General features: G+C 73.3%; 21 protein-coding genes. 12 read left to right on the forward strand and 9 right to left on the reverse strand.

The window, feature by feature from the left end; translation table 11 throughout:
• Positions 1 to 32 precede the first annotated feature (32 nt).
• Positions 33 to 743: a bacteriorhodopsin gene (locus GA0070215_RS01260; protein WP_091041041.1), complete on the forward strand. Its 711-nt coding sequence runs from the start codon at positions 33 to 35 to the stop codon at positions 741 to 743.
• The gene (locus GA0070215_RS01265; protein ID WP_018784637.1) at positions 740 to 1,753 is read left to right on the forward strand and encodes a Brp/Blh family beta-carotene 15,15'-dioxygenase; all 1,014 of its coding nucleotides are present in this window, start codon (positions 740 to 742) and stop codon (positions 1,751 to 1,753) included. Before GA0070215_RS01260 ends, GA0070215_RS01265 begins: the two co-directional genes overlap by 4 nt.
• Here the strand turns inward: GA0070215_RS01265 and GA0070215_RS01270 are convergent.
• Positions 1,750 to 3,432: an FAD-dependent oxidoreductase gene (locus GA0070215_RS01270; protein ID WP_091041043.1), complete on the reverse strand. Its 1,683-nt coding sequence runs from the start codon at positions 3,430 to 3,432 to the stop codon at positions 1,750 to 1,752. The two genes, GA0070215_RS01265 and GA0070215_RS01270, sit on opposite strands and share 4 nt — an antisense overlap.
• Positions 3,433 to 3,572: 140 nt before the next feature.
• On the opposite strand from GA0070215_RS01270, the gene GA0070215_RS01275 reads away from it, so the two are divergent.
• Positions 3,573 to 4,673 carry an LCP family protein gene (locus tag GA0070215_RS01275; RefSeq protein ID WP_091041046.1) on the forward strand — a complete coding sequence of 367 codons (1,101 nt, stop codon included), beginning with the start codon at positions 3,573 to 3,575 and terminating at the stop codon, positions 4,671 to 4,673.
• Positions 4,674 to 4,678: 5 nt separating this feature from the next.
• Here GA0070215_RS01275 and GA0070215_RS01280 read toward each other — a convergent pair whose 3' ends face one another.
• The 4 genes from GA0070215_RS01280 to guaB all read right to left on the reverse strand — a co-directional run bounded on the left by GA0070215_RS01280 (position 4,679) and on the right by guaB (position 10,443).
• On the reverse strand, positions 4,679 to 6,136 hold the full coding sequence (locus GA0070215_RS01280) for a M1 family metallopeptidase (protein WP_091041048.1): 1,458 nt from the start codon (positions 6,134 to 6,136) through the stop codon (positions 4,679 to 4,681).
• Between the two features lie 88 nt (positions 6,137 to 6,224).
• Positions 6,225 to 7,613: a M1 family metallopeptidase gene (locus GA0070215_RS01285; RefSeq protein WP_026267696.1), complete on the reverse strand. Its 1,389-nt coding sequence runs from the start codon at positions 7,611 to 7,613 to the stop codon at positions 6,225 to 6,227.
• Between the two features lie 118 nt (positions 7,614 to 7,731).
• Positions 7,732 to 8,850, reverse strand: a complete 1,119-nt coding sequence (locus tag GA0070215_RS01290) for a GuaB3 family IMP dehydrogenase-related protein (RefSeq protein ID WP_013288539.1) — start codon at positions 8,848 to 8,850, stop codon at positions 7,732 to 7,734.
• A 30-nt stretch (positions 8,851 to 8,880) separates the two neighbouring features.
• Positions 8,881 to 10,443, reverse strand: a complete 1,563-nt coding sequence (guaB, locus tag GA0070215_RS01295; RefSeq protein WP_091041051.1) for an IMP dehydrogenase — start codon at positions 10,441 to 10,443, stop codon at positions 8,881 to 8,883.
• Positions 10,444 to 10,640: 197 nt separating this feature from the next.
• Here guaB and GA0070215_RS01300 point away from each other — a divergent pair, with 197 nt between their 5' ends.
• The gene (locus GA0070215_RS01300; RefSeq protein ID WP_018784631.1) at positions 10,641 to 11,045 is read left to right on the forward strand and encodes a DUF5319 domain-containing protein; all 405 of its coding nucleotides are present in this window, start codon (positions 10,641 to 10,643) and stop codon (positions 11,043 to 11,045) included.
• A 12-nt stretch (positions 11,046 to 11,057) separates the two neighbouring features.
• Here GA0070215_RS01300 and GA0070215_RS01305 read toward each other — a convergent pair whose 3' ends face one another.
• Positions 11,058 to 11,876, reverse strand: coding sequence for a helix-turn-helix transcriptional regulator (locus GA0070215_RS01305; RefSeq protein WP_026267695.1), 819 nt, complete (start codon positions 11,874 to 11,876; stop codon positions 11,058 to 11,060).
• A gap of 251 nt (positions 11,877 to 12,127) precedes the next feature.
• Between GA0070215_RS01305 and GA0070215_RS01310 the strand changes: the two genes are divergently transcribed.
• The gene (locus GA0070215_RS01310; RefSeq protein WP_026267694.1) at positions 12,128 to 12,511 is read left to right on the forward strand and encodes a WhiB family transcriptional regulator; all 384 of its coding nucleotides are present in this window, start codon (positions 12,128 to 12,130) and stop codon (positions 12,509 to 12,511) included.
• A 78-nt stretch (positions 12,512 to 12,589) separates the two neighbouring features.
• On the opposite strand, the gene GA0070215_RS01315 is transcribed toward GA0070215_RS01310, so the two are convergent.
• The 3 genes from GA0070215_RS01315 to groES all read right to left on the reverse strand — a co-directional run bounded on the left by GA0070215_RS01315 (position 12,590) and on the right by groES (position 16,353).
• Positions 12,590 to 14,197, reverse strand: a complete 1,608-nt coding sequence (locus tag GA0070215_RS01315) for a sulfite oxidase (RefSeq protein WP_091041054.1) — start codon at positions 14,195 to 14,197, stop codon at positions 12,590 to 12,592.
• A 124-nt stretch (positions 14,198 to 14,321) separates the two neighbouring features.
• Entirely contained in the window at positions 14,322 to 15,968 is a 1,647-nt protein-coding gene (gene groL, locus GA0070215_RS01320; protein WP_018784627.1) for a chaperonin GroEL, read from the reverse strand.
• 70 nt (positions 15,969 to 16,038) lie between these two features.
• Positions 16,039 to 16,353, reverse strand: a complete 315-nt coding sequence (groES, locus tag GA0070215_RS01325) for a co-chaperone GroES (RefSeq protein ID WP_018222648.1) — start codon at positions 16,351 to 16,353, stop codon at positions 16,039 to 16,041.
• 254 nt (positions 16,354 to 16,607) lie between these two features.
• Between groES and GA0070215_RS01330 the strand changes: the two genes are divergently transcribed.
• The 7 genes from GA0070215_RS01330 to GA0070215_RS01360 all read left to right on the forward strand — a co-directional run bounded on the left by GA0070215_RS01330 (position 16,608) and on the right by GA0070215_RS01360 (position 23,866).
• The gene (locus tag GA0070215_RS01330; RefSeq protein ID WP_091041056.1) at positions 16,608 to 17,840 is read left to right on the forward strand and encodes a THUMP-like domain-containing protein; all 1,233 of its coding nucleotides are present in this window, start codon (positions 16,608 to 16,610) and stop codon (positions 17,838 to 17,840) included.
• Between the two features lie 41 nt (positions 17,841 to 17,881).
• Complete coding sequence (gene ybaK, locus GA0070215_RS01335; protein WP_018784625.1) at positions 17,882 to 18,361, forward strand: Cys-tRNA(Pro) deacylase; 480 nt, start codon at positions 17,882 to 17,884, stop codon at positions 18,359 to 18,361.
• 202 nt (positions 18,362 to 18,563) lie between these two features.
• A complete protein-coding gene (locus GA0070215_RS01340; protein WP_091041059.1) occupies positions 18,564 to 19,667 on the forward strand; it encodes a sugar ABC transporter substrate-binding protein in 1,104 nt (367 codons plus the stop codon).
• Positions 19,668 to 19,770: 103 nt separating this feature from the next.
• On the forward strand, positions 19,771 to 20,583 hold the full coding sequence (locus GA0070215_RS01345) for an ATP-binding cassette domain-containing protein (protein WP_018784623.1): 813 nt from the start codon (positions 19,771 to 19,773) through the stop codon (positions 20,581 to 20,583).
• A complete protein-coding gene (locus tag GA0070215_RS01350) occupies positions 20,580 to 21,839 on the forward strand; it encodes a sugar ABC transporter permease (RefSeq protein WP_018784622.1) in 1,260 nt (419 codons plus the stop codon). The genes GA0070215_RS01345 and GA0070215_RS01350 overlap by 4 nt, the downstream gene beginning before the upstream one ends.
• Positions 21,840 to 21,868: 29 nt before the next feature.
• A complete protein-coding gene (locus GA0070215_RS01355) occupies positions 21,869 to 23,044 on the forward strand; it encodes an ROK family protein (protein WP_091041062.1) in 1,176 nt (391 codons plus the stop codon).
• Between the two features lie 84 nt (positions 23,045 to 23,128).
• Positions 23,129 to 23,866: a DUF4142 domain-containing protein gene (locus GA0070215_RS01360; RefSeq protein ID WP_018784620.1), complete on the forward strand. Its 738-nt coding sequence runs from the start codon at positions 23,129 to 23,131 to the stop codon at positions 23,864 to 23,866.
• Positions 23,867 to 23,901 lie beyond the last annotated feature (35 nt).

Genomic DNA, 23,901 nt, shown 5'->3' on the forward strand with positions numbered 1-23,901 from the left:
GGAAACTGCCGATCTCCGATCCGGAGCGCGGCGTGACCGGCTGGTGGTTGTGGTCCTACGTCGCCGCGATGGCAGGCGGGACGGTGCTCTTCCTCGCCTTGTGGGCACGGCCCTGCGGCGTCCCCGCGATCGAGTACCAGGTCGCGGTCGCGGTGCCCGTCTGGTCCGGCCTCTGGTACGCCGTCCTGGCCCTCGGCGACGGCCGGGTGACGGATCCCGGCGGCCAGCCGGTCTACTGGGCCCGCTACGCCGACTGGGCGGTCAGCGCCTCACTCCTGCTCGTCGCGCTCGCGCTCACTGCCACCCACGCCCTGCCCGGCCGGCACCCGGGGCTGTCGGCCGCACTGGTCGGCCTGAACGCCACGATGGTCGCCGCCGGCCTCCTCGCCGATCTCGCCGCCGGGACGTGGAGCCGGTACCTGTACTTCACCCTCGGCAGCCTGGCGCTGTCGGGCATCTTCGCGGTGATCTGGGGACCGCTGCGGTCCGTCGCACGCCGCCAGCCCGAAGGGCTGCACCACGCCTACGTGGAGGCGGCGGCGCTGCTGACCGTCCTCTGGCTGGGGTACCCACTGGTCTGGCTCGGCGGCCCGTCCGGCGTCGGTCTGCTCAGCCCGACCACCGACACCGCCCTGTTCGTGCTGCTCTCCATCGCGTCCAAGGTCGGCTGGGGCGCCTTCGACCTGGCCCGGCTGCGCGGCCTCGCCCGGCGCACCGGACTCGCGGTGGCGGGACCGCCGTGACCACGCCCACCGGGCCCCCGTACACCTCGGGGCGCCGGCTCGCGGCCGCCACGGCGCAGAGGACGGCGACCGGGCCGCCGGCGGGTACGGGACGCGCCTCCGTCCTGACCGTCGCCGGCCTGCTCGCCCTGGCGCCGCTGGCACGTCACACGGGCGTGGGCAGTTCGCCCGCGTACCTTCTGGCCGGACTGCTCGCCGGCCTGCCACACGGGGCGGTGGATCACCTGGTGCCCGGTTGGTGCTCCGCACGGGCCCGCTCACCGGGGGTCCGGCTGGCCGTCCCGCTCGGCTACGCCGCCGTCGCCGCCGTGGTCCTGGTGGCGTTCCAGGCCGCGCCGACACCGGCACTGCTGGCCTTCCTCGTCCTGTCAGTGATCCACTTCGGCGCCGCGGACGAGGCGTTCCACGCCGAACGGGACGGGCGACCGGTCCGCCACCGTCCGGCCGGGGTGCTCGCCCGAGGCGGCCCACCGGTGGTCGTACCGCTGCTGGTCTGGCCCGAGACGGTGGACCCGCTGCTGGCGGCGGTCGCGCCCGGCGTACCGGCGGTGCTCGGTCCCGGGCTGCGGCTCCTGGCTCTCGGATGCCTGGTGGTCGCCGGCACGGTCACGGTCGTCCGGGACCTGCGCGGCGGGCGTCACCTCGACGCCGCCGAACCGGTCCTCCTCGTCGCCCTCTTCGCCGCCGTGCCACCCGCGCTGGCCGTCGGGGCGTACTTCGCCGCCTGGCACTCCGCCCGGCACGTCTCCCGGTTGTTGCGCGCGCACCCCGCCAACCGGTCCGATCTGGCCGACGGCCGGTGGGGGGCGCCGCTGGGTCGCTTCGCGCGAGCCGCCGCCCTGCCCACCCTGGTCGCCGCAGCCGTGCCGGTGGCGCTGGCGGTGTGGCCGGGACGGCCGTTCGATCCACTGTCCGTGACTGTCGCCGCCCTGGCCGCCCTGACCGTGCCGCATTCCGCGGTGGTCGCCTGGCTGGACCGGCGCGGCCGGCCCGCCGGCTCGCCCGCCTAGCGCAGGGCGGCGGGGGCGTGCGCGGGGACAGCCGGCCGCCGCGGCGGGACCGGCGCCACCCGGGTGTACGCCGAGCCGAGCATCGGGCGCGGATCCGCCTCCCCCTGGTTCGGCCAGTACGACATGGCCCGCTCGGCCTGCGCGGTGATGGTCAGCGACGGGTTGACGCCCAGGTTCGCCGAGACCGCCGCGCCGTCCACCACGTGCAGCCCCGGGTGGCCGTACACCCGGTGCCAGGGGTCGATCACGCCGTCGTCCGGGGTGGCCCCGATCACCGCGCCGCCGAGGATGTGCGCGGTCACCGGGATGTTGAACGGCTCGGTGACCGCCCCGCCGGGGGTGCCGCCGATCTCCTCGGCGAGCAGCCGGACCGCCGTGTTGCCGGCCGGGATCCAGGTCGGGTTGGGCGCGCCGTGGCCGGGGCCGGAGACCAGCCGGCCCTTGCGGTAGCGGGTGGTGAGCGAGTTGTCGACCGACTGCATGACCAGCGTGATCACGGTGCGCTCGGACCAGCGGCGTACCGACAGCATCCGTGCCGCCAGCACGGGCTGCCGGACGATGCTGCCCAGCCAGCGCCGGGCCCGGCGGGGACCGCCGTCGACCAGCAGCGACTGGAGCAGGCCCATCGCGTTGGAGCCCTTGCCGTAGCGGACCGGCTCGATGTGGGTCTGCGGGTCGGGATGGAACGAGCTGGTGATCGCCACCCCCTCGGTGAAGTCGAGGCCGCGCCGGCGGGCCGCGCCGGCCGCCACCGATGCGCCGAGGATGGCCTCGGAGTTGGTCCGGGTCAGCTCGCCCAGCCGGGGCGAGAGCGCCGGCAGCGCGCCGGCCGCCTTCATCTCGTGCAGCAGTCGCTGGGTGCCGAGCGCGCCGGCCGCGAAGACCACCTGGTCGGCGTGGATCACCTCGCGCCGTTTGCGCAGCCAGGCGCCGGTGCGTTCGGTGTGCACCGCGTACCCGCCGGCCGGGTCGGGGCGGACGGCGGTCACCGTGGTCAGCGGGTGCACCTGCGCGCCGAGGCGCTCGGCCAGCCACAGGTAGTTCTTCACCAGCGTGTTCTTGGCGCCGTGCCGGCAGCCGGTCATGCACGATCCGCAGTGGTTGCACCCGGTGCGGTCCGGCCCGGCTCCGCCGAAGTACGGGTCGGCCACCCGCTCGCCGGGGCGGCCGATGTGCACCCCGACCGGCGTCGGGTGGTAGGTGTGCGCCACCCCCATCCGCTCGGCCACCGCGCGGACGGCCCGGTCCGCGCGGGTGTCGACCGGGTACGTGGTGACGCCGAGCATCCGCTTCGCCTGGTCGTAGTGGCGGGCCAGCTCGTCGCGCCAGTCGGTGATGTCCCGCCACTGCGGGTCGGCGTAGAACGCGTCGAGCGGCTCGTAGAGCGTGTTCGCGTAGACCAGCGACCCGCCGCCGACCCCGGCGCCGGACAGCACCAGCACGCCGCCGCCGGCCTTGCGGTCGGCCGAGCGCAGCAGCGTGATCCGCTGCAGCCCGAAGCAGCCGAGCCGGGGCGCCCACAGGAACCGCCGGGCCCGCCAGGACGTACGCGGGAACTCGTCGTCGGCGAAGCGCCGCCCCGCCTCCAGGACGCCCACCGTGTAGCCCTTCTCGGCCAGCCGGAGCGCGGTGACGCTGCCGCCGAAGCCCGAACCGATGACGAGCACGTCGTAACGCATGAACGCATCATTACCGACCGGTAGCTATGGCGCCAGCAAGTGTTTTTCGCAGATCATGCAGAGCGCTCGATCCGCCGGGATTCCCGCCGCTGCAACCTCCGGCGGCCCGTGGCGCGTCGAACTCCACGGGAGGAACGGACGTGACGAGACGACGCCTGCTGGGCCTGGCCGTACCGGTGGCGGCGCTGCTGGTCGCCACCGGAGCGGTGGTCACCACCCGGCTGGTGGCGAACCGTCCGGCCGCCCCGGCCGCCGGCCCGACCACCGCGTCGCCGGCCCCGCCGACGCCCGCCCCGACCACCGCCAGCCCGGCGCCCCCGCCCGGCGCCGACCTGAAGGGCCCGCTCAACCTGCTGCTCGTCGGCGTCGACACCCGGGTCAGCATCCCCGGCTGGGAGCCGCACGCCGACGCCGTCCTGCTGCTGCACGTACCCGCCGGGCTGGACCGGGCGTACCTGTTCTCGCTCCCCCGCGACCTGGTGGTGGACATCCCCGCCTACCCGAAGGCCCGCTACCCGGGCGGGCGGACCAAGCTCACCCACGCGATGAGCTACGGCAGCCGGGTGCCGGGCGACAAGGCCCACCCCAGCACCGCCCAGGGGTACGAACTGCTGCGCACCACCGTCTCCCGATACACCGGGCTGCGCATCGACGCCGGGGCGGTGATCACCTTCGGCGGTTTCGACAAGCTGGTGGACACGCTCGGCGGGGTGGACCTCTACGTGGACCAGCGGGTCGCCTCCCGGCACCGCCGCCCGGACGGCACCATGCGCACCCTGACCGGCGGCGGGTACGTCGGGCCGCAGATGGTCTACGAGAAGGGCACCCGGCACCTGACCGGCTGGCAGGCGCTCGACTACGCGCGGCAGCGCTACACCGCCGGCGGTGACTACACCCGGCAGCGGCACCAGCAGCAACTGCTCCGGGCGCTGGCCCGCAAGATCCTCGACCAGGGCACCGCCCGCGACCCGCAGCGGGTCGAGCAGGTGGTGGCCGCGCTGGGCCGGACCCTGGTGTACGCCGGTGGCGGCCGGAAGCTGATCGACTTCGCGTACGCGCTGGGTGGCCTGCCGGCGGACCGGCTCACCCTGGTCGTGCTGCCCGGCGCCGGGGTGAGCAGCGGCGGCGCCTACCGGGGTGAGCAGCTCGAGCCGCTGGGCCGCGACTTCCTCACCGCGCTGCGCGGCGGGCGGGCCGACACGTTCCTGGCCGCCCACCCGTCGCTGCGCGTCAGGAACTGACCCCCCTACAGCGGCTTCGGGGCGGGCGGGCGCTCGGTGCCGTACAGCCACGGGTCGAAGACCTTCGCCAGCTTCTTGCCGGAGATCCGCTCGGCCAGCGCCACGAAGTCGGCGGTGGTGGCGTTGCCGTTCTTCCGCTCCGCCGCCCAGGTGCGCAGGATCGTGAAGAACGCGGTGTCGCCCACCGCCACCCGCAGCGCGTGCACAGTCATCCCGCCCCGGTCGTAGACCGAACGGCTGAACAGGTTCGCCACGCCCGGCTTCCCCGGCGGCGTACGCCACACCTGCCCGCCGGCGTTCGCGTACTTCTGCTCGAACGTGCGCTGCACCGTGGTCGAGCCGCTGTGCTCGGCCCACAGCCACTCGGCGTACGTGGCCAGCCCCTCGTTGAGCCAGATGTCCTGCCAGCGCTGGATCGACACGCTGTTGCCGTACCACTGGTGGGCCAGCTCGTGCGCGACCACACCCGTGTTGTCGCCCTGCCGGAAGAAGCTCGCCGAGTAGACCGGCCGGCTCTGCGTCTCCAGCGCGTACCGGATCCGCTCGTCGGCGATCACCACGCCGCCGTACGAGTCGAACGGGTACGGCCCGAAGACGCTCTCCAGGTAGTCGGCGACCTCCACGGTGCGCGCGATGGACCGGTCCGGTGCGCCCTCGGCGACCTGCGTGGTGACCGCGTGGTAGACCGGCCGCCCCTTGTGCTGGCCGGTGGTGACCCGGAACTTCCCGATCGCCACAGTGGTCAGGTAACTGGCCGTCGGCGCGGTCTCCGACCACTTCCAGGTGGTCCAGGCGCCGCTTGTCGACCTCCCCTTCGGCACGCCGTTGGAGACCGCCGTCAGTCCCTTCGGGACGGTCAGCTCGATGTCGTAGGTGGCCTTGTCCGACGGGTGGTCGTTGACCGGGAACCAGGTGCTCGCCGACTCCGGCTGCCCGAGCGCGATCGCCCCGTCGACGGTGTGCAGCCAGCCGCCCTCGCCCAGCACCTCGTTCCGCAGCGCCTCCGGCCGGCCGTCGTACCGGATCTCGGCGGTGAACCCGTTGCCGGAGGTCAGCCCGATGGCCGGGGTGATCACCAGCTCGTCGTCCGTGCGGCTGTGCCGGGCATCGGCGCCGTCCACAGTCACCGAGCGGACGGTCAGCCCGGCCAGGTCCAGGTTGAACGCGGACAGGTCGGCGGTGGCGGTGGCCCGCACCGTGGCGGTGCCGCTGAGCTTGTCCGTGGCCGGGTCGTAGCGCACCTTGACCGTGTAGTGCGCGACGTCGTACCCGCCGTTGCCGTAGCTCGGGAAGTACGGGTCGCCCGCGCCGGCCGCGCCGGGCGCGAACCCGCGCGTGGCCGCCGGGGTCGCCGTGGTGGGGGTTGCCGGTCCCGGGTCCGGCTCGGCCGACCCGCAGCCGGTCACCAGCAGCGTCCCGCAGGCCAGCAACCCGAGCCGTCGTCGTGCGCCACGCCGCGTCATCGCCTCGATCCCTCCCGGGGCCCGTTCGGCGGCCCCGCCGCGGGCCGCTCCGACCGCGGCAGCCTACCCAGCGGCGGTCACGCGTGCGTCACGGCAGTCCCGGTGGCGTCGCGCCGACCAGCCAGGCGTCCAGCAGCGCCCGCAACGGCCGCCCCGACGTGCGTTCGGCGTACCCGACGAAGTCGGCGGTGGTGACGTTGCCGTCGCGGTGCTGCGCCAGCCATCCGCGCAGCACGCGGTGGAACGTCTCGTCGCCCACCGCGCGGCGCAGCGCGTGCACCGCCAGCGCGCCCCGCTGGTAGACCGCGTCCCCGAACATCCCGGCCCGGCCCGGGTCGACAGTGGGCTGCGACCAGTCGGTGGTCGCGTACCGTTCGGCGACCGTCTGCGCCACCGTCCGGCCGCCGTCGTGCTCGGCCCAGAGCCATTCGGCGTACGTGGCGAAGCCCTCGTTGAGCCAGATGTCGCTCCACCGGGCCACCGAGACGCTGTCGCCGAACCACTGGTGGGCAAGCTCGTGCGCGACCACCTCGGTGTTCGGCCGGTCCCCGCGGAAGAACGCCGGGCCGTAGACCGGCCGGCTCTGCGTCTCCAGCGCGTACCGGATCCGCTCGTCGGCGACCACCACGCCGCCGTACGCCTCGAACGGGTACGGCCCGAAGCGCGCGGCCAGGAAGTCGGCGACCTCGCCGGTGCGGGCCACCGACGCGGCGGCCGGCCCGTCCGGTGGCAGTGCCGCGGCGACGGCGGTGACCATCGGCTTGCCGGCGTGTGTGCCGTTGCTGACCCGGTAGTCGCCGATCACCAGCGTGCTCAGGTAGCTCGCCATCGGCGCGCGCTCGGCCCAGCGCCAGGTGCTCCACCCGCCGCTGGAGGTCCGGCCCTCCGGCACCCCGTTCGACAGCGCGGCGAGCCCGTCCGGCACGGTGACCGCGAGGTCGTACGTGGCCTTGTCCGACGGGTGGTCGTTGACCGGGTACCAGGTGCTCGCCGACTCCGGCTGGCCGAGCGCTATCGCACCGTCCGGTGTGGCGTGGAAGCCGCCGTCGCCCAGTACGGCGTTCGGCAGCGGCTGCGGCACCCCGCCGTACGTGACCTCGACCGTGAACCGCTTCCCGGACGGCAGCCCGCGCGGCGGGGTGACGATCAGCTCGGCGCCGTCGTGGCGGTGCTTCGCCGCCCCGCCGTCCACCCGTACCCGCTCCACGTCCAGCCCGGCCAGGTCGAGCTGGAAGCGGGACAGCGCGCGGGTGGCGGTGACGGTCAGCGTGGCGGTGCCGGTGAGCCGGTCGGTGGCCGGGTCGTACCGCACGTCGAGCGCGTAGTGGCCCACGTCGTAGCCGCCGTTGCCGGCCCCCGGCACGTACGGGTCACCGGCGTCCGCCGCGCCCGGCCGGAACCCGTCGTCGCCGGTGCACCCGCTCAGCGCGAGCGCCGCCGCCACCAGCCCGGCCGCCCAGATCCGCCCCCGTCTCACCCGGCGAGCCTAGACGCGCGAGCGCGCGGGCGGGGCCGGAACAGGTCCGCGCCGCGCGCCCACGTCGTCATGCGGTGCTCAACGGTGCTCGGTGGTGCTCAGCGGTGCTCGGTGGTGCTCAGCGGTCGAGGACCAGCCCGACCTTCTGGAACTCCTTCAGGTCGCGGTAGCCGCACTTGGCCATCGCGCGCCGCAGCCCGCCGAAGAGGTTGAGCTGGCCGTCCGGCTCGTCGGCCGGGCCGAACAGCAGCTTCTCCATCGAGCCGAGCGGCTCACCGGCCACCTCGAACGCGCCACGGGGCAGCGACGGGTGGCTGGCCGCGGAGTGCCACCAGGCGCCGCCGGCCGGCGCCTCCTCGCACAGCGACAGCGGCTCCCCGAGCATCACCGCGTCCGCCCCGCAGCCGAGCGCCTTGGCGATGTCGCCGGAGGTCTGCATGTCGCCGTCGGCGATCAGGTGCACGTACCGGCCGCCGGTCTCGTCCAGGTAGTCGCGGCGGGCAGCGGCGGCGTCGGCGATGGCGGTGGCCATCGGCACCCGGATGCCGAGCACCGACTCGGTGGTCGACCAGTCGTCGCCGCCGATGCCCACGATCACACCGGCCGCGCCGGTACGCATCAGGTGCAGCGCGGTCTTGTAGTCGGTGCAGCCGCCCACGACGACCGGCAGGTCCAGGTCGGCGATGAACTCCTTGAGGTTCAGCGGCTCGTCGGTGGTGGAGACGTGCTCGGCCGAGACGAGCGTGCCCTGGATGACCAGGATGTCCACGCCCGCGTCGAGGATCACCGGGGCCAGCGCCAGGGTGTGCTGCGGGGAGACCCGCACCGCCACCGTGCCGCCGCCCTCGCGCAGCTCACGCACCCGCTCGGCGATCAGGTCGGGGCGGATCGGCTCGGCGTAGACCTCCTGGAGGCGCTTGGTCGCCCGCGCGTCCTCGCCGAGACCGGCCAGCTCCTCCAGGATCTTGGCCGGGTTCTCGTACCGGGTCCAGAGGCCCTCGACGTTCAGCACGCCGAGGCCGCCGAGCTGGCCGAGCCGGACCGCCGAGGCGGGGCTCATGGTCGCGTCGGAGGGGTGCGCGACGCAGGGGATGCCGAACTGGTACGCGTCGAGCTGCCACGCGGTGGAGACGTCGTCGACGTCCCGGGTGCGGCGGCTCGGCACGATGGCGATGTCGTCCAGGTGGTAGCCGCGCTGCGCGGTCTTGCCCAGCCCGATCTCGACCACGTCACGCATGGGGGACTCCAGGTGGTTGGGGGTGGTGGGTCAGCGGGAGTGGTAGTTGGGCGCCTCGACCGTCATCTGGATGTCGTGCGGGTGGCTCTCCTTGAGCCCGGCCGCGGTGATCCGGATGAGCTGGCCGCGCCGGTGCAGCTCCGGGATGCTCTCCGCGCCCACGTACCCCATCGCGGCGCGCAGCCCGCCGATGAGCTGGTGGGCGACAGCGGACAGCGGCCCCCGGTAGGGCACCTGACCCTCGACGCCCTCCGGGACCAGCTTGTCCTCGGCGAGCACGTCCTGCTGGAAGTAGCGGTCCTTGGAGTAGGACTTGCCCTGGCCGCGCGACTGCATCGCGCCGAGCGAGCCCATCCCCCGGTACGCCTTGTACTGCTTGCCGTTGATGAAGATCAGCTCGCCGGGGCTCTCCTCGCAGCCGGCCAGCAGGCTGCCGAGCATCACCGTGTCGGCGCCCGCGACGAGCGCCTTGGCGATGTCGCCCGAGTATTGGATGCCGCCGTCGCCGATCACCGGCACGCCGGCCGGGCGGGCGGCACGGGCCGCCTCCATGATCGCGGTGATCTGCGGGACGCCGACCCCGGCGACGATTCGGGTGGTGCAGATGGCGCCCGGGCCGACGCCCACCTTCACGCCGTCCGCGCCCGCGTCGACGAGCGCCCTGGCACCCGCGTACGTGGCGATGTTGCCGCCCACGATGTCGATGGTGACGTCCCGCTTGAGCCGGGCGACCATCTCCAGCACGGCGCGCTGGTGACCGTGCGCGGTGTCCACGATCAGCACGTCCACGCCGGCGTCGACCAGGGCACGGGCCCGCTTGTAGGCGTCCTCGCCGACCCCGATGGCCGCGGCGACCCGGAGCCGGCCCGCGTCGTCCTTGGTGGCGTTCGGGTACTGCTCGCTCTTGGTGAAGTCCTTGACCGTGATCAGGCCGCGCAGCTTGCCGCCCGCGTCCACGATCGGCAGCTTCTCGATCTTGTGCTGGCGCAGCAGGCCGAGCGCGTCGTCCTTGCTCACGCCGACCGGCGCGGTGATCAGCGGGGTGCGGGTCATGATCTCGCGGACCGGCGTGGCCGGGTCGGAGACGAACCGCATGTCGCGGTTGGTGACGATGCCGACCAGCTGACCCTGCCCGTCCACCACCGGGACGCCGGAGATGCGGTAGCGCCCGCAGAGCGCGTCGACCTCGCGCAGCGTGTCGTCCGGGCTGGCGGTCACCGGGTTGGTGATCATGCCGGACTCGGAGCGCTTCACCAGGTCGACCTGGAGCGCCTGGTCCTCGACGGAGAGGTTGCGGTGCAGCACGCCGATGCCGCCCTGGCGGGCCATGGCGATCGCCATCCGCCCCTCGGTGACCGTGTCCATCGCGCTGGACAGCAGCGGCACGGTCAGCTCGATGTTGCGGGTGAGGCGGGTGCGGGTGTTGACCCGGCTGGGGACGACGTCCGACTCGCCCGGCTGGAGCAGGACGTCGTCGAAGGTCAGCCCGAGCGGCACGACGCGGGCCGAACCGGCCGGCAGCTCGGGCAGATGGCCACCCAGCTCTCCGCCGTCGGCGCCGGCCGGGATCTCGGTGCTGGGCGAATTCTCCACGATTGCTCCCCTGAGCTGGTCGAACGGGCTGCAGCGAGGCGGCGCGCGGGGGCACCGGCAGGCGCCTGGTGACGGCGCGTCGCCTCATCGTACCCACCTGCCCCTGCGCGCCCGGGCAGCGGCGGGCCCGAGGGTAGGCCGGGCCACAGCACGGGCGGGGGCGGGCTTTCCGGCGGCTCGGGGTCTACGGTGAAGGGGTGCACGACGAGCCCATCGACCCGTTCAACGGCGACCCGGCCGATCCGGCTGCCGGCCTGCACGATCCCGGCGACGACGACGCGCTCGACCCGCTGACCGAGGTCGAGCGCCAGGACGTCCTGGAGGATCTCGCCGATCTGGAGATCTACCAGGCGTTGCTCCAGCCGATCGGCGTGCGCGGCCTGGTGATCGAGTGCGAGGACTGCCGCGAGCCCCACTACTTCGACTGGGACCTGCTGCGCGGCAACCTGCGCCACCTGCTCAACTCGGGGCGTCCCCGGGTGCACGAGCCGGCCTACGACCCGGACCCGGACCACTACGTGAGCTGGGACTACGCCCGCGGCTACGCCGACGGCGTGCACGACACGCTCACCGAAGGGACCGACGACACCGCCTCGGAGTGACTCCCGCCCGGGTCAGGCCACCAGGCCGGCCCGGAACCCGGCCGCCACGGCGTGCGCCCGGTCGCGCGCGCCGAGCTTGCGGAACAGCCGCCGGGCGTGCGTCTTGACCGTGTCCTCGGAGACGAACAGCTCCCGCCCGATCTCCGCGTTGCTCTTGCCCTCGGCCATGCCGAGCAGCACCTGAAGCTCCCGCTCGGTCAGGCCGATCGCGCTGCGCGGCGCCCGCGCCGGCCGCTGGGCCGTCCCCGGCCGGGGCGCCTCCGCGCCGTCGGCCGCCGCCGGGTCGTCCGGATCGTCGCCCCGTTGCACGGGCACCACGGTGGGCAGGCCCGCGGCGTCCACCGGCGCCGTCGCCGGCCAGCCGGGCCCACCCTGGGTACGCCCCGGCGCCGCCGACCGGGTCGGCCCGCCCACCGCCGCCGCGTCCCGGGCGGTGTCCGCCACCCGGCGCCTGTTGCTCCGCCCGGCGGCGGAGAGCAGCAGCAGCGCCTTGGCCACCGCGCTGGTCAGGTCGTGGTCGGCGTTCTGGATCAGGCCGCGCGCACCGGCGCTGATGGTGGCCGCCGCCGACTCCGACTCCTCGGTGCCGAGCAGCAGCACCGCTGCCTGCGGGGCGCGGGCGAGCACCCGCCGGACGAAGCCGGCGCTGTCCGGGCGGGTCAGGGCGGTGTCGGCGAGCACCACGTCCACCGGACGCTCGGCGAGCCGCAACATCACCTCCGGATCGGAGACGGCCGTCCGGACGACGCCGGACAGCCCGAGCCGCGCCGCCGCGGAGGTCAGATGCTGGGCCGCCAATGGTGTCCGAACGCACACAAGAACACTACGCACAGTGGTCTCCTCTCCGACTCAGAGCAGACCATGCGGAGGTGAGGTCGGGAGGGGGTTCCGGGCAATCATCAGAACTTTTCCGACAGATGGGGCATATGCCGCCGGATGTCCGAGGTTTTCGATCACAGATGTGTGAGGCGCGGACCGCTCGGGTACCGAGGGTTCATCCGGAACCGGCATCCCGCGCGGACCGCCGCCCGGTAGCTGGCAACGAACATTCTCCGCGGTGCCGCGCGGGAGGAGGGGTGCTGATGTCGAACGTACGTAGGCTGCCTGGACCGATCGACGAGCTCTGGGACTGGCAGCGGCTCGGAGCCTGCCGTGGCCGCGACAGCGCGCAGTTCTTCCACCCGGACGGCGAGCGCGGCTCCTCCCGGCTGCGCCGCGAGACCGGCGCCAAGTCGGTCTGCCGCGCCTGCCCGGTACGCGCCGAGTGCGCCGCCCACGCGCTCTCCGTGCGCGAGCCGTACGGCGTCTGGGGCGGGTTCAGCGAGTCCGAGCGGCTGCGGCTGCTCGCCCTCGGCTGGGAGGACCTGGCCGACCGCCGGCAGACCACTGTGGACATCGCCCGGCTGGAGGCACGCCTCGGCCGGCCGCACAACACCGCCGTGCCGGACCAGCGCAAGGTCGCCTGACCGGCCTCACGACCCCCGACGCCGCGCCCCGATCTCCGGGGCGCGGCGTCGTGCCGTCCCACCCCGGGGTGGCGGTGGTCAGGCCACGGTGACCCTTACCGTGTGCCACCCCGTTGCCCCGTCGGGGGCGACCGGGGCGCGCTGTTCCGTCTGGGTCTCACCGGTCGTGTCGGTCGCCCGGACCTCGAGCGTGTGCTCGCCCGGCGTCGCGTCCCACCGCCAGGACCACTGCACCCAGGTGTCCGCCGACACCGCCGGGGCGAGCGTCGCCTCCTGCCAGGCACCGCCGTCGACGCGTACCTCGACGCGGGCGATGCCGCGGTGCTGCGCCCACGCCACACCGGCCACCGTCACCGTCCCGGCCGCCGGGCGGCTGCGAGGTCGGGGCGTGTCGATCCGGGACTGCGTCTTGACCGGGCCCTGCGCCGACCAGCCGCGCGGCACCCAGTACGCGTCGAAGTCGGCGAAGCTGGTCAACTCCAGCTCGGTGAGCCACTTGCAGGCCGACACGTACCCGTAGAGGCCGGGCACCACCATCCGCACCGGGAAGCCGTGCTGGATCGGCAGCGGCTCGCCGTTCATGCCGACCGCGAGCAGCGCGTCCCGCCCGTCGCGCAGCACCGAGGTGGGCGTGCCGCAGGTCCAGCCGTCGACCGCACGCCCCACCACCTGGTCCGCGCCGTCGACCGGACCGGCCTCGTCGAGCAGCTCCTTGATCGGTACGCCGAGCCAGCGCGCGTTGCCGATCAGGTCACCGCCCACCTCGTTGGAGACGCAGGCGAGCGTCACGTACCGCTCGACCATCGGGCGGGCCAGCAGGTCGTCGAAGCTCAGCTCGATCGGGTTGCGCACACGCCCGTGGATCCGCAACCGCCAGGTGGCCGGGTCCACCTGCGGCACCACCAGCGCCGTGTCGATCCGGTAGAACTCCCGGTTCGGCGTCACGTACGGCGCGAGCCGGGGCAGCGACAGGTCCGCTCCGGCCGGCACCTGCGGGGCGGGCGTGGCCGGGGCGGGTAGCGTCACCGCCTCCCGGGCCGCTGACACGCCGCGCCGCCCGGCCAGCCAGTGCCCGCCCAGCCCGGCCACCGTCGCCGCGCCGGTCAGCAGGCCGGCGCCACGCAGGAACCGCCGCCGCGACTCCGCGTCGTCGTCGTGCCGGACCGGCTCCCAGCCGCCGGAGGTCTCCCCCTCGCGGGCGAGCGCGGCGACCGCCGGAGGCGGTGTCGGCTGCGCGGCCACGCCCCGGCCGGGCCGCAGCGGACCGGCCACGAACGCCCAGAGCGTCAGCGCACCCAGTCCGCCGCCGACCAGGGAGGGCAGCGCGTCGAACGCGTCCGCGCCGGCCCGGGTCAGCGCGGCGGCGACGCCGAGCATTGTGAACGCGGCGATGCCGGCCAGGCCGACCACCAGCCGCCGGGCCGCGGCCAGACCGAGCAGCGCCCCGAACGCGGCCAGCAGCAGCGCCGTCCCGACCAGCAGGGCGATCTTGTCGTACGCGCCGAAGACGTCGATGGCGAACTGCTTGAGCGGCTCGGGCACGCCGTCGACGACGAGCCCGCCGACGGCGACGAGCGGAGCGGACCGGGGACCGGTCAGGACCGCCACGGGTTCGGCGGTGCCGAGTGCCACCACGGCGGCGACGACACCGGCAAGCGCCGCGCGGCGGCGGGAGAGGGTGCTCACGACGCCCAGTCTGGTCGACCCGCCGGTCCGGCTGCCAATGTCGTCAGCGTTCCGTAAGCAGATGCGCGTCAGGGCACACCACCGGGTCGGCGGTGTGCCCTGACGTCGGGCCGTGCTCCTCGGGTCAGAAACCCGGGCCGTGCTGGTGGCCGTGACCGTGCGAGTGGCCGTGCCCACCGGCGGCGGCCGGCTCCGGCTGGGCCGGCTTCTCCACCACGAGGCTCTCGGTGGTGAGCAGCAGGCCGGCGATCGAGGCGGCGTTGCTGACCGCGTTGCGGGTCACCTTCACCGGGTCGATGATGCCGGACTTGGCCAGGTCGACGTACTCGCCGGTGGCGGCGTCGAGGCCGTGGCCCCAGTCCTTGCCGACCACCTTCTGCACCACCACGTAACCGTCGTGGCCGGCGTTCTGGGCGATCCAGCGCAGCGGCTCGACGAGCGACTTGCGCACGATCGAGACGCCGACCTTCTCGTCACCGGTGAAGCCCAGGTCGTCGTCGAGCGCCGGCAGGATCTGGGCCAGGGCGGCGCCGCCACCCGGGACCGTACCCTCCTCGACCGCGGCCTTGGTCGCGGCGATGGCGTCCTCGATGCGGTGCTTGCGCTCCTTCATCTCGACCTCGGTGGCCGCGCCGACCTTGATCACGGCGATGCCGCCGGAGAGCTTCGCCAGCCGCTCGGCCAGCTTCTCCCGGTCCCACTCGGAGTCGGACGCCTCGATCTCCTTGCGGATCTGCGCGACCCGGTCGGCGACCTCGGCGGACTGCCCGCCACCGTCGACGACGGTGGTGTTCTCCTTGTCGACCACGACGCGACGGGCGGTGCCGAGCACCTCCAGGCCGACCTGGTCGAGCTTGTAGCCCAGCTCCGGGGCGACCAGCTCGGCGCCGGTCAGGATCGCCATGTCCTGCAGCATCGCCTTGCGGCGGTCGCCGAAGCCGGGGGCCTTGACCGCGCAGACCTTGACGGTCTTGCGCAGCGCGTTGACCACGAGCGTGGACAGGGCCTGACCTTCGACGTCCTCGGCGACGATGAGCAGCGGCTTGTTGTTCTGGAGAACCTTCTCCAGCAGCGGCAGCAGCTCCTCGATCGCCGAGATCTTCTGGGTGGTGATCAGGATGTACGGGTCCTCCAGGACCGCCTCCTGCGCCTCCAGGTCGGTGACGAAGTTCGGCGAGATGAAGCCCTTGTCGAACTGGAGACCCTCGGTCACCTCCAGCTCGGTGACGAGCGCGGAGCCCTCCTCGACGGTGATGACGCCGTCGCGGCCGACCTTCTCCATCGCCTCGGCGATCAGCTCGCCGATGGCGGCGTCCTGCGCGGAGACGGTCGCGACGTGCGCGATCGACTCCTTGCCGGAGACCTCGACGGCCTTGCCGAGCAGCGCCTCGGAGACCTTGGCGGCCGCCGCGTCGATGCCCCGCTTCAGGCCGGTCGGGTTGGCGCCGGCGGCCACGTTGCGCAGGCCCTCGCGGACCATCGCCTGGGCCAGCACGGTGGCGGTGGTGGTCCCGTCGCCGGCGACGTCGTTGGTCTTGGTCGCCACCTCCTTGACCAGCTGCGCGCCGAGGTTCTCGTACGGGTTGGTGAGCTCGATCTCCTTGGCGATGGTCACGCCGTCGTTGGTGATCGTGGGCACACCGAACTTCTTGTCCAGGACGACGTTGCGCCCGCGCGGGCCGAGGGTGACCTTGACCGCGTCCGCGAGGGCGTTGACACCGTGCTCCAGCAGGTGCCGGGCGTCGTCCGAGAAGCTGAGGATCTTCGCCATCAGTATCCCTTCGAAGCGACGTTGCCCCGGCCCGGCGAGCCGGACCGGGGCAACGACACTGATCGGTTGCTTACTTCTCGATGACCGCGAGGACGTCGCGGGCGGAGAGCACCAGGTACTCCTCGCCGGCGTACTTGACCTCGGTGCCGCCGTACTTCGAGTAGAGGACGGTGTCGCCGACCTTCACGTCGATCGGCACGCGGTTGCCCTTGTCGTCGATCCGGCCCGGGCCGACAGCGAGGACGGTGCCCTCCTGCGGCTTCTCCTTGGCGGTGTCGGGGATCACGATGCCCGAGGCGGTGGTGGTCTCGGCCTCGTTCGCCTGGACCACGATGCGGTCCTCGAGCGGCTTGATCGCAACCTTGGTCGCGGTAGTCACGGGCATACCCTCCCGGGTACTTGGTGTCGTTGCCGGCCGGCACGCCGACCAGCGTCAATCTGCCTCATGCCACCGGGCGGGGCCGTCGTCGCGGGTGCCGGTCCGCCTGGCGCTCAACCTCCGGGCGCGAGGCTCGGGGGTTGGCACCCTCAGGGTGAGAGTGCTAATCGCAGGTTATTCCTCGGCTAGCACTCCGTCAAGGAGAGTGCCAACGCGTCGCCCTCCGTGTCGCGCCGGAACCGGGCCGGGACAATGAGCGCGTGGATCTCGACCAGCTCGCCGCGCTGCGTACCCCCGAGGGGTCGGCGGCGCTCGCCGCGGCCGAGCGGGTGGCCGGCGGCGACCCGCTGGCGGCGGCGGCCGCGCTGCGCTCGGCCGGCATCCCCGGCGGACTCGCCGCGGCGGCGCTGACCCAGGCGGAGCTGCGCCGCCGCGCGGACGGCAAGTTCGGCGCGGCGGCGGCCGGGATGCTCCTCACCCGGGCCGGGCTGGAGCAGGCCACCCGCCGCGCGGTCGCCGACCGGCGCGCGGCACGGCTGCGCGCCGCGGGCGTGACCACGCTGGCCGACCTGGGGTGCGGCCTCGGGGCGGACGCGCTCGCCGCGGCCCGCGCCGGCATCCGGGTGTACGCGGTGGAGGCCGACCCGGTGACCGCCACGATGGCCGCCGCGAACGCCGAGGCGGCCGGGCTCGCCGACCTGGTGACGGTCGAGTGCGGTGACGCCACGGCGTTCGACGTGAGCGGGGTCGACGCGGTGTTCTGCGATCCGGCGCGGCGGCGGGCCGGCACCGGCCGGCGCGTCTTCGACCCGAACGCCTACTCGCCGCCGTGGGACTTCGTCACCGGCCTGGCCGCGCGGGTGCCGCGCACCGTGGTGAAGGTGGCGCCCGGACTGGACCACGCGCTGATCCCGGCGGGCGCGGAGGCGGAGTGGGTCAGCGTCGACGGCGACCTGGTCGAGGCGGCGCTCTGGTGCGGCGACCTGGCCGCCGTCCCGCGCCGCGCCACACTGCTGCGCGAGAAGGAAGGGCCCCTTCTTAACGCCTCAGGTAGTAAAAGGGTCCCCTCCTATCACCTCACCGGAACCGGCGCGGTCGAGGCGCCGGTGGGACCGGTGCGGCGGTTCCTCTACGACCCGGACCCGGCGGTGGTGCGCGCGCACCTGATCGCCGAGCTGGCCGCCGACCTGGACGCCACGCTCGCCGACCCGTCGATCGCCTACCTGTACGCCGACGAGGCCCGGCCCACTCCGTTCGCCCGCTGCCTGGAGATCACCGACGTGCTGCCGTTCTCGCTGAAGCGGCTGCGCGCCCTGCTGCGGGAGCGGCGGGTCGGCCGGGTCGAGATCCGCAAGCGCGGTTCGGCGCTGGAGCCGGAGAAACTGCGCCGCGACCTGCGGCTGTCCGGCGACGAGGCGGCGAGCCTGGCGCTGACCCGGGTGGCGGGCGATCCCACGGTGCTCGTCTGCCGGCCGGCTCCGGCCGGCGGTTGACCCGGCTCGCGGTGCCGCTGCGCGCGGGTTAGCTTGAGCCCGTGGCGGGCCCTGGCACTCCGGCGATCGCGTTGCTGAGCAAGCGGAAGATCGCCCACAGCACCCACACCTACGACGTCTCGCCTGATGCGCCGAACTACGGCGCGCTCGTCGCGACGGCGCTCGGGGTGGCGCCCGAGCGCGTGTTCAAGTCGCTCGTCACCGAGGTCGACGGCGGGCTGACGGTGGCGGTGGTGCCGGTGACCGGCGAGCTGGACCTGAAGGCGCTCGCCGCCGCGGCCGGCGGCAAACGGGCGACGATGGCCGACCGCGCGAGGGCCGAGCGGGCGACCGGGTACGTCCGTGGCGGCATCAGCCCGCTCGGGCAGCGCAAGCGGCTACCGACTGTCGTCGACGCCTCCGCGCTGGCGTACCCGACGGTGTACGTCTCGGCGGGTCGCCGGGGGTTGCAGGTGCAGCTCGCACCGACGGATCTGGTGGCGCTCACCGGGGCGACGACGGCACCGATCGCGTCCGCCTGAGCGAGCTCGTGACGGTCCGTACGGGAGGGCTCCCCGGAGCGCGCTGTCCCGAGGGTGTCCACCGGGTGACAACCGCGTTGCTGAATTGTTACCGCCGCCAACAAACTTCTGACCTCGGCAGTCTTGCGGCGCACCGGAAGCGGGGAATACGTTGCCGGGCACAACAAAACACCACTCCCCCACCTCCGAAAGGACCCTGCACATGCGCAAGGGCTTCCTCACCTTCGCGGCCGTCGGTCTGCTCGCGACCGGCAGCATGGCCGCCTGCGGTGACAACGGCGGTTCGTCCGACGAGGCCGGCGGCTCCAACGCCAAGAAGCCGAAGATCGGCGTGATCCTGCCGGACAGCAAGTCCTCCGCCCGCTGGGAGGGCGCGGACCGCAAGTACCTGAAGGCGGCGTTCGACGCGGCCGGCGTCGAGTCCGACATCCAGAACGCGCAGAACGACAAGACCGCGTTCCAGACCATCGCCGACCAGATGATCACCAACGGCGTCAACGTCCTGATGATCGTCAACCTGGACTCCGGCACCGGCAAGGCCGTGCTCGACAAGGCCAAGTCGCAGGGCGTCGCGACAATCGACTACGACCGGCTGACCCTTGGCGGCTCCGCCCAGTACTACGTCAGTTTCGACAACGAGGCGGTCGGCAAGCTCCAGGGCGAGGGCCTGAGCAAGTGCCTGACCGACAAGGGCGTCAAGAACCCGTCGATCGCGTACCTCAACGGCTCGCCGACCGACAACAACGCCACCCTGTTCAAGAACGGGTACGACTCGGTGCTCAAGCCGAAGTTCGACTCGAAGGAGTACACCAAGGTCGCCGACGACCCGGTACCCGCGTGGGACAACGCGCAGGCCGCGACGATCTTCGAGCAGCAGCTGACCAAGGCCCGCGGCAAGATCGACGGTGTGCTCGCCGCCAACGACGGCCTCGGCAACGCGGCCATCTCGGTGCTGAAGAAGAACAAGCTCAACGGCAAGGTCCCGGTGACCGGTCAGGACGCCACCAAGGAGGGCCTGCAGAACATCCTCGCCGGTGACCAGTGCATGACCGTCTACAAGGCGGTCAAGCAGGAGGCGGACGCCGCCGCCGAGCTGGCCATCGCGCTGGCCAAGGGCGAGCAGAAGGACACCGGCCAGACGGTCAAGGACCCGGAGGGCGGCCGGGACGTGCCGGCCGTGCTGCTGGAGCCCAAGGCCATCTACAAGGACAACGTCAAGGACGTGGTGGCCGACGGCTACGTCACCAAGGAGGAGCTCTGCACCGGTGCCTTCGCCAAGCTCTGCACCGACGCCGGCGTGAGCTGACCCACCCGCCTCAGGCGGTGCCGCCCGGCACGGGTTCTCCCGGGCCGGGCGGCACCCGCGCCGGACGGGATCCGAGACCTCCCTCCGCCCAAAGGAGAACCCCGTGTCCGCAACCCCCCTGCTGGAGCTACGCGGGATCGACAAGAGCTTCGGTCCCGTCCAGGTGCTGCGAGACGTCGCCTTCGCCGCGCATGCCGGCGAGGTGACAGCGCTCGTCGGTGACAACGGCGCCGGCAAGTCGACCCTGGTCAAGTGCATCAGCGGCATCCACCCCACCGACGCCGGCGAGTTCGTCTTCGACGGCAGGCCGGTCAGCATCAACAGCCCCCGGGACGCCGCCGCGCTCGGCATCGAGGTCGTCTACCAGGACCTCGCGCTCTGCGACAACCTCGACATCGTGCAGAACATGTTCCTCGGCCGGGAGAAGCGCAGCGGCATCGTGCTCGACGAGCCGACCATGGAGCAGATGGCCGCCGAGACGCTCGCCGGCCTGAGCGTGCGCACCGTGAAGTCGCTGCGCCAGCACGTCTCCAGCCTCTCCGGCGGCCAGCGCCAGACGGTCGCCATCGCCAAGGCCGTGCTCTGGAACAGCCGGCTGGTCATCCTGGACGAGCCGACCGCCGCGCTCGGCGTCGCGCAGACCGCCCAGGTGCTGGAACTGGTGCGCCGGCTGGCCGACAACGGCCTGGCCGTGGTGCTCATCTCGCACAACATGAACGACGTCTTCGCCGTCTCCGACCGGATCGCCGCGCTCTACCTCGGCCAGATGGTCGCCCAGGTGAAGACCACCGACATCACCCACTCGCAGGTCGTCGAGCTGATCACCGCCGGCCGCTCCGGCAGCCTCGGCCTCACCGGCGAGCCGGGCGGCAACGGCGCCGCGCCCGCCGACACCACCCCAGGAGCCGTCCGATGACCGCCACCGTCACGAAGAAGGAAGGCCCGGCCGGCGTCACGCCGACACCGACCCTGGGCAGCCACGTGAACAACTACTGGCGCCGGGTCCGCGGCGGCGACATCGGTGCGCTCCCCGCCGTGGTCATGCTCGTCGCACTGGCGGTGGGCTTCTCGATCGCCCGCCCGTCGTTCTTCACCGCCGGCAACCTGGCGAACCTGTTCACCCAGGGCGCGGCGGTCACGCTCATCGCCATGGGTCTGGTCTTCGTCCTGCTGCTCGGCGAGATCGACCTCTCCGCCGGCTTCGCCAGTGGCGTCTGCGCTGCGATCCTGGCCAACGTGGTGACGGTGCTCGGCTACCCCTGGTACGTGGCGGTGCTCTCCGCCGTCGTCACCGGCGTGGTGATCGGCACCGTGCTGGGCCTGCTGGTCGCCAAGGTCGGCATCCCGTCCTTCGTGGTGACGCTCGCCGGGTTCCTGGCCTTCCAGGGCGTCGTGCTGACGCTCATGGACGAGGGCGCCAACATCGCCGTCCGGGACGACGTGCTCGTCGCGATCGCCAACCGCAACCTCTCCCCCGTGCTTGGCTGGTCGCTGGCCGCCGTCGCCGTCGCCGGATACGCGGCCGTGCAGCTGCTGCGACACCGCAACCGGGCTGCCCGCGGCCTGCTCACCGACCCGATCGCGGTGGTCGCCGGCCGGATCGCCGGCCTGGCCGTGATCCTCGGCATGGCGGTCTACGTACTCAACCTGGAGCGCAGCCGAAACGTGCTCGTCGTCTCGCTCAAGGGCGTACCGATCGTGGTGCCGCTCATCGCGCTGCTGCTCGTCGTCTGGACCTTCGTGCTCCAGCGCACCAGCTACGGCCGGCACATCTACGCGGTCGGCGGCAACGCCGAGGCGGCCCGCCGGGCCGGCATCAACGTCGACCGGATCCGCGTCTCCGTGTTCGTCATCTGCTCCTCGATGGCCGCGATCGGCGGCATCGTGGCCGCCAGCCGGGCCAACTCGGTCGACCCCAACACCGGTGGCAGTAACGTACTGCTCTACGCCGTCGGCGCGGCGGTGATCGGCGGCACCAGCCTCTTCGGCGGCAAGGGCCGGGTTCTCGACGCCGTGCTCGGTGGCGCGGTGATCGCGGTTATCGACAACGGTATGGGACTGATGGGATACAGCTCGGGCGTCAAGTACGTGGTCACCGGCGTGGTGCTGCTCGCCGCCGCGACCATCGACGCGCTGTCGCGCCGGCGGGCCGCCGCCACCGGCACGCGCTGACCCGGGGTACGGGAACCATGGCGGTGGCAATGCGCGCGGGCCCCAGTCAGGACGAGATCCGTCGGCAGAACCTGGGCGCATTGCTCCGCTACGTGCACGTCCACGGCGCCACCACCCGGGCCGAGCTGACCACAGCGCTCGGACTCAACCGCAGCACCATCGGCGCGCTGACCGCGGACCTGGCCGGCGCCGGTCTGGTCAGCGAGGGGACGCCGAAGGAGACCGGCCGGGCCGGACGACCGTCACTCGTCGTCCGGCCCGAGTCGGGGCGGGTCTACGCGTACGCGTACAGCGTCGAGGTGGACCGGCTGCGGGCGGCGCGCGTGGGGCTCGGCGGTGAGGTGCTCGACCGCCGGGAGATGGACCGGCCGCGCACACTGGTCGCCGGGGAGGCCGCCCCGCTGCTGGCCGGCGCGGTGAAGGAGATGCACCAGTCGGTGCCGCCGGACGCGGTCTGTGTGGGTGCCGGGCTGGCGGTGTGCGGCATGGTCCGCCGGGAGGACGGCCTGGTCCGGCTGAGCCCGACCACCGGCTGGGTGGACGAGCCGATCGGTGCGGCGCTCGCCGACGAGCTGGGGATAGACGTACCCATCACGGTGGGCAACGTGGCCGACGTGGCCGCGTACGCCGAGCACGCCCGGGGCGCGGCGGTCGGCTGCGACAACGTCATCTACCTCTACGGCGACGTCGGTGTGGGCGCGGGCATCATCGCCGGGGGCCGGCGGCTGACCGGGCACGGCGGCTACGGCGGCGAGGTCGGCCACATGGTGGTGGTCCGCGACGGGGTGCGCTGCGACTGCGGCCGGCGCGGCTGCTGGGAGACCGAGATCGGCGAGCACGGGCTGCTGCGGGCCGCCGGCCGGTCCGAGGCGCGCGGCCGGGACGCGCTGCTCGCCGTCTTCGACGCCGCCGACCGCGGCGACGCCCGAGCCCAGACCGCGGTACGGCAGGCCGGCGACTGGCTCGGCTTCGGCGTCGCGAACCTGGTGAACATCTTCAACCCGGAAATGGTCATCTTCGGCGGCACCATGCGCGACCTCTACCTGGCCGCCGCCGCGCAGGTACGCAGCCGGCTCAACTCGAACGGGCTGCCCGCGTGCCTGGAGCACGTGCGGCTGCGTACCCCGAAGCTCGGCGGCGACGCGGCGCTGATCGGCGCCGCGGAGCTGGCCTTCGAACGACTCCTCGCCGACCCGCTGAACTGATCGGCCCGCCGATCCGTACCAGTGTGCGGACGGGCGGCCGTCCACGACACGCGTACCGGTCCGGACCGAGGAGGCACCGCAACCATGGCATCGCTGGAATCCGCACGCCGCAAGCTGGCGCACCGGGTGGTCCTGCTGCTCGCCGCACTCGGCGCGGGGATCGGTGTCGTTCCCGGGACGGCGCAGGCCGCACCCACTCCCGGCGTGCAGATGAACGCCGCGGACATGACATTGCTCAACGGCGTACGGCTGGCCGGGCTGTGGGAGATGCCGGCCGGACTGATGGCGGCCGAGAAGGGCCAGTCCGCCCGGGTACGCGAGGTCGGCGCGGAGATCGCCAAGCAGCACGCGGAGCTGGACGAGCTCGTGGTCCAGGCGGCCAACAAGCTGGGTGCCACGCTGCCGAGCGACCCGACCGGCGAGCAGAAGGGGTGGCTGACCGAGATGCAGAACGCCACCGGCGCCCGGTTCGACCAGATCTTCGTCACCCGGCTGCGGGTCGCCCACGGCAAGATCTTCCCGGTGATCGGCGCGGTCCGGGCCAGCACCCGCGACCCGATCGTGCGCAAGCTGGCCGAGGACGCCAACAAGTTCGTCAACGACCACATGACCATGCTGGAGAGCACCGGGCTGGTGCGCTGGCAGCAGTTGCCGCCGGCCGCGCTGCCGCCCGCGCAGAGCGACTCGCTCGTCGCCGCCGCCCAGGCCAACGTGGGCAGCGGCGGTGGACTCCAGGTCGGCACCGGGGTGGTGTGGGCGGTGTTCCTGATCGCGCTCGGCACCGGCGGGTACGCGACCTGGCGGCTGACCCGCCGTTCGTGACCCGGTCGTCGAGCGGGCCCCGGCGCGTCCGCCGG

This window comes from Micromonospora marina (assembly GCF_900091565.1).
GTDB lineage: Bacteria > Actinomycetota > Actinomycetes > Mycobacteriales > Micromonosporaceae > Micromonospora > Micromonospora marina.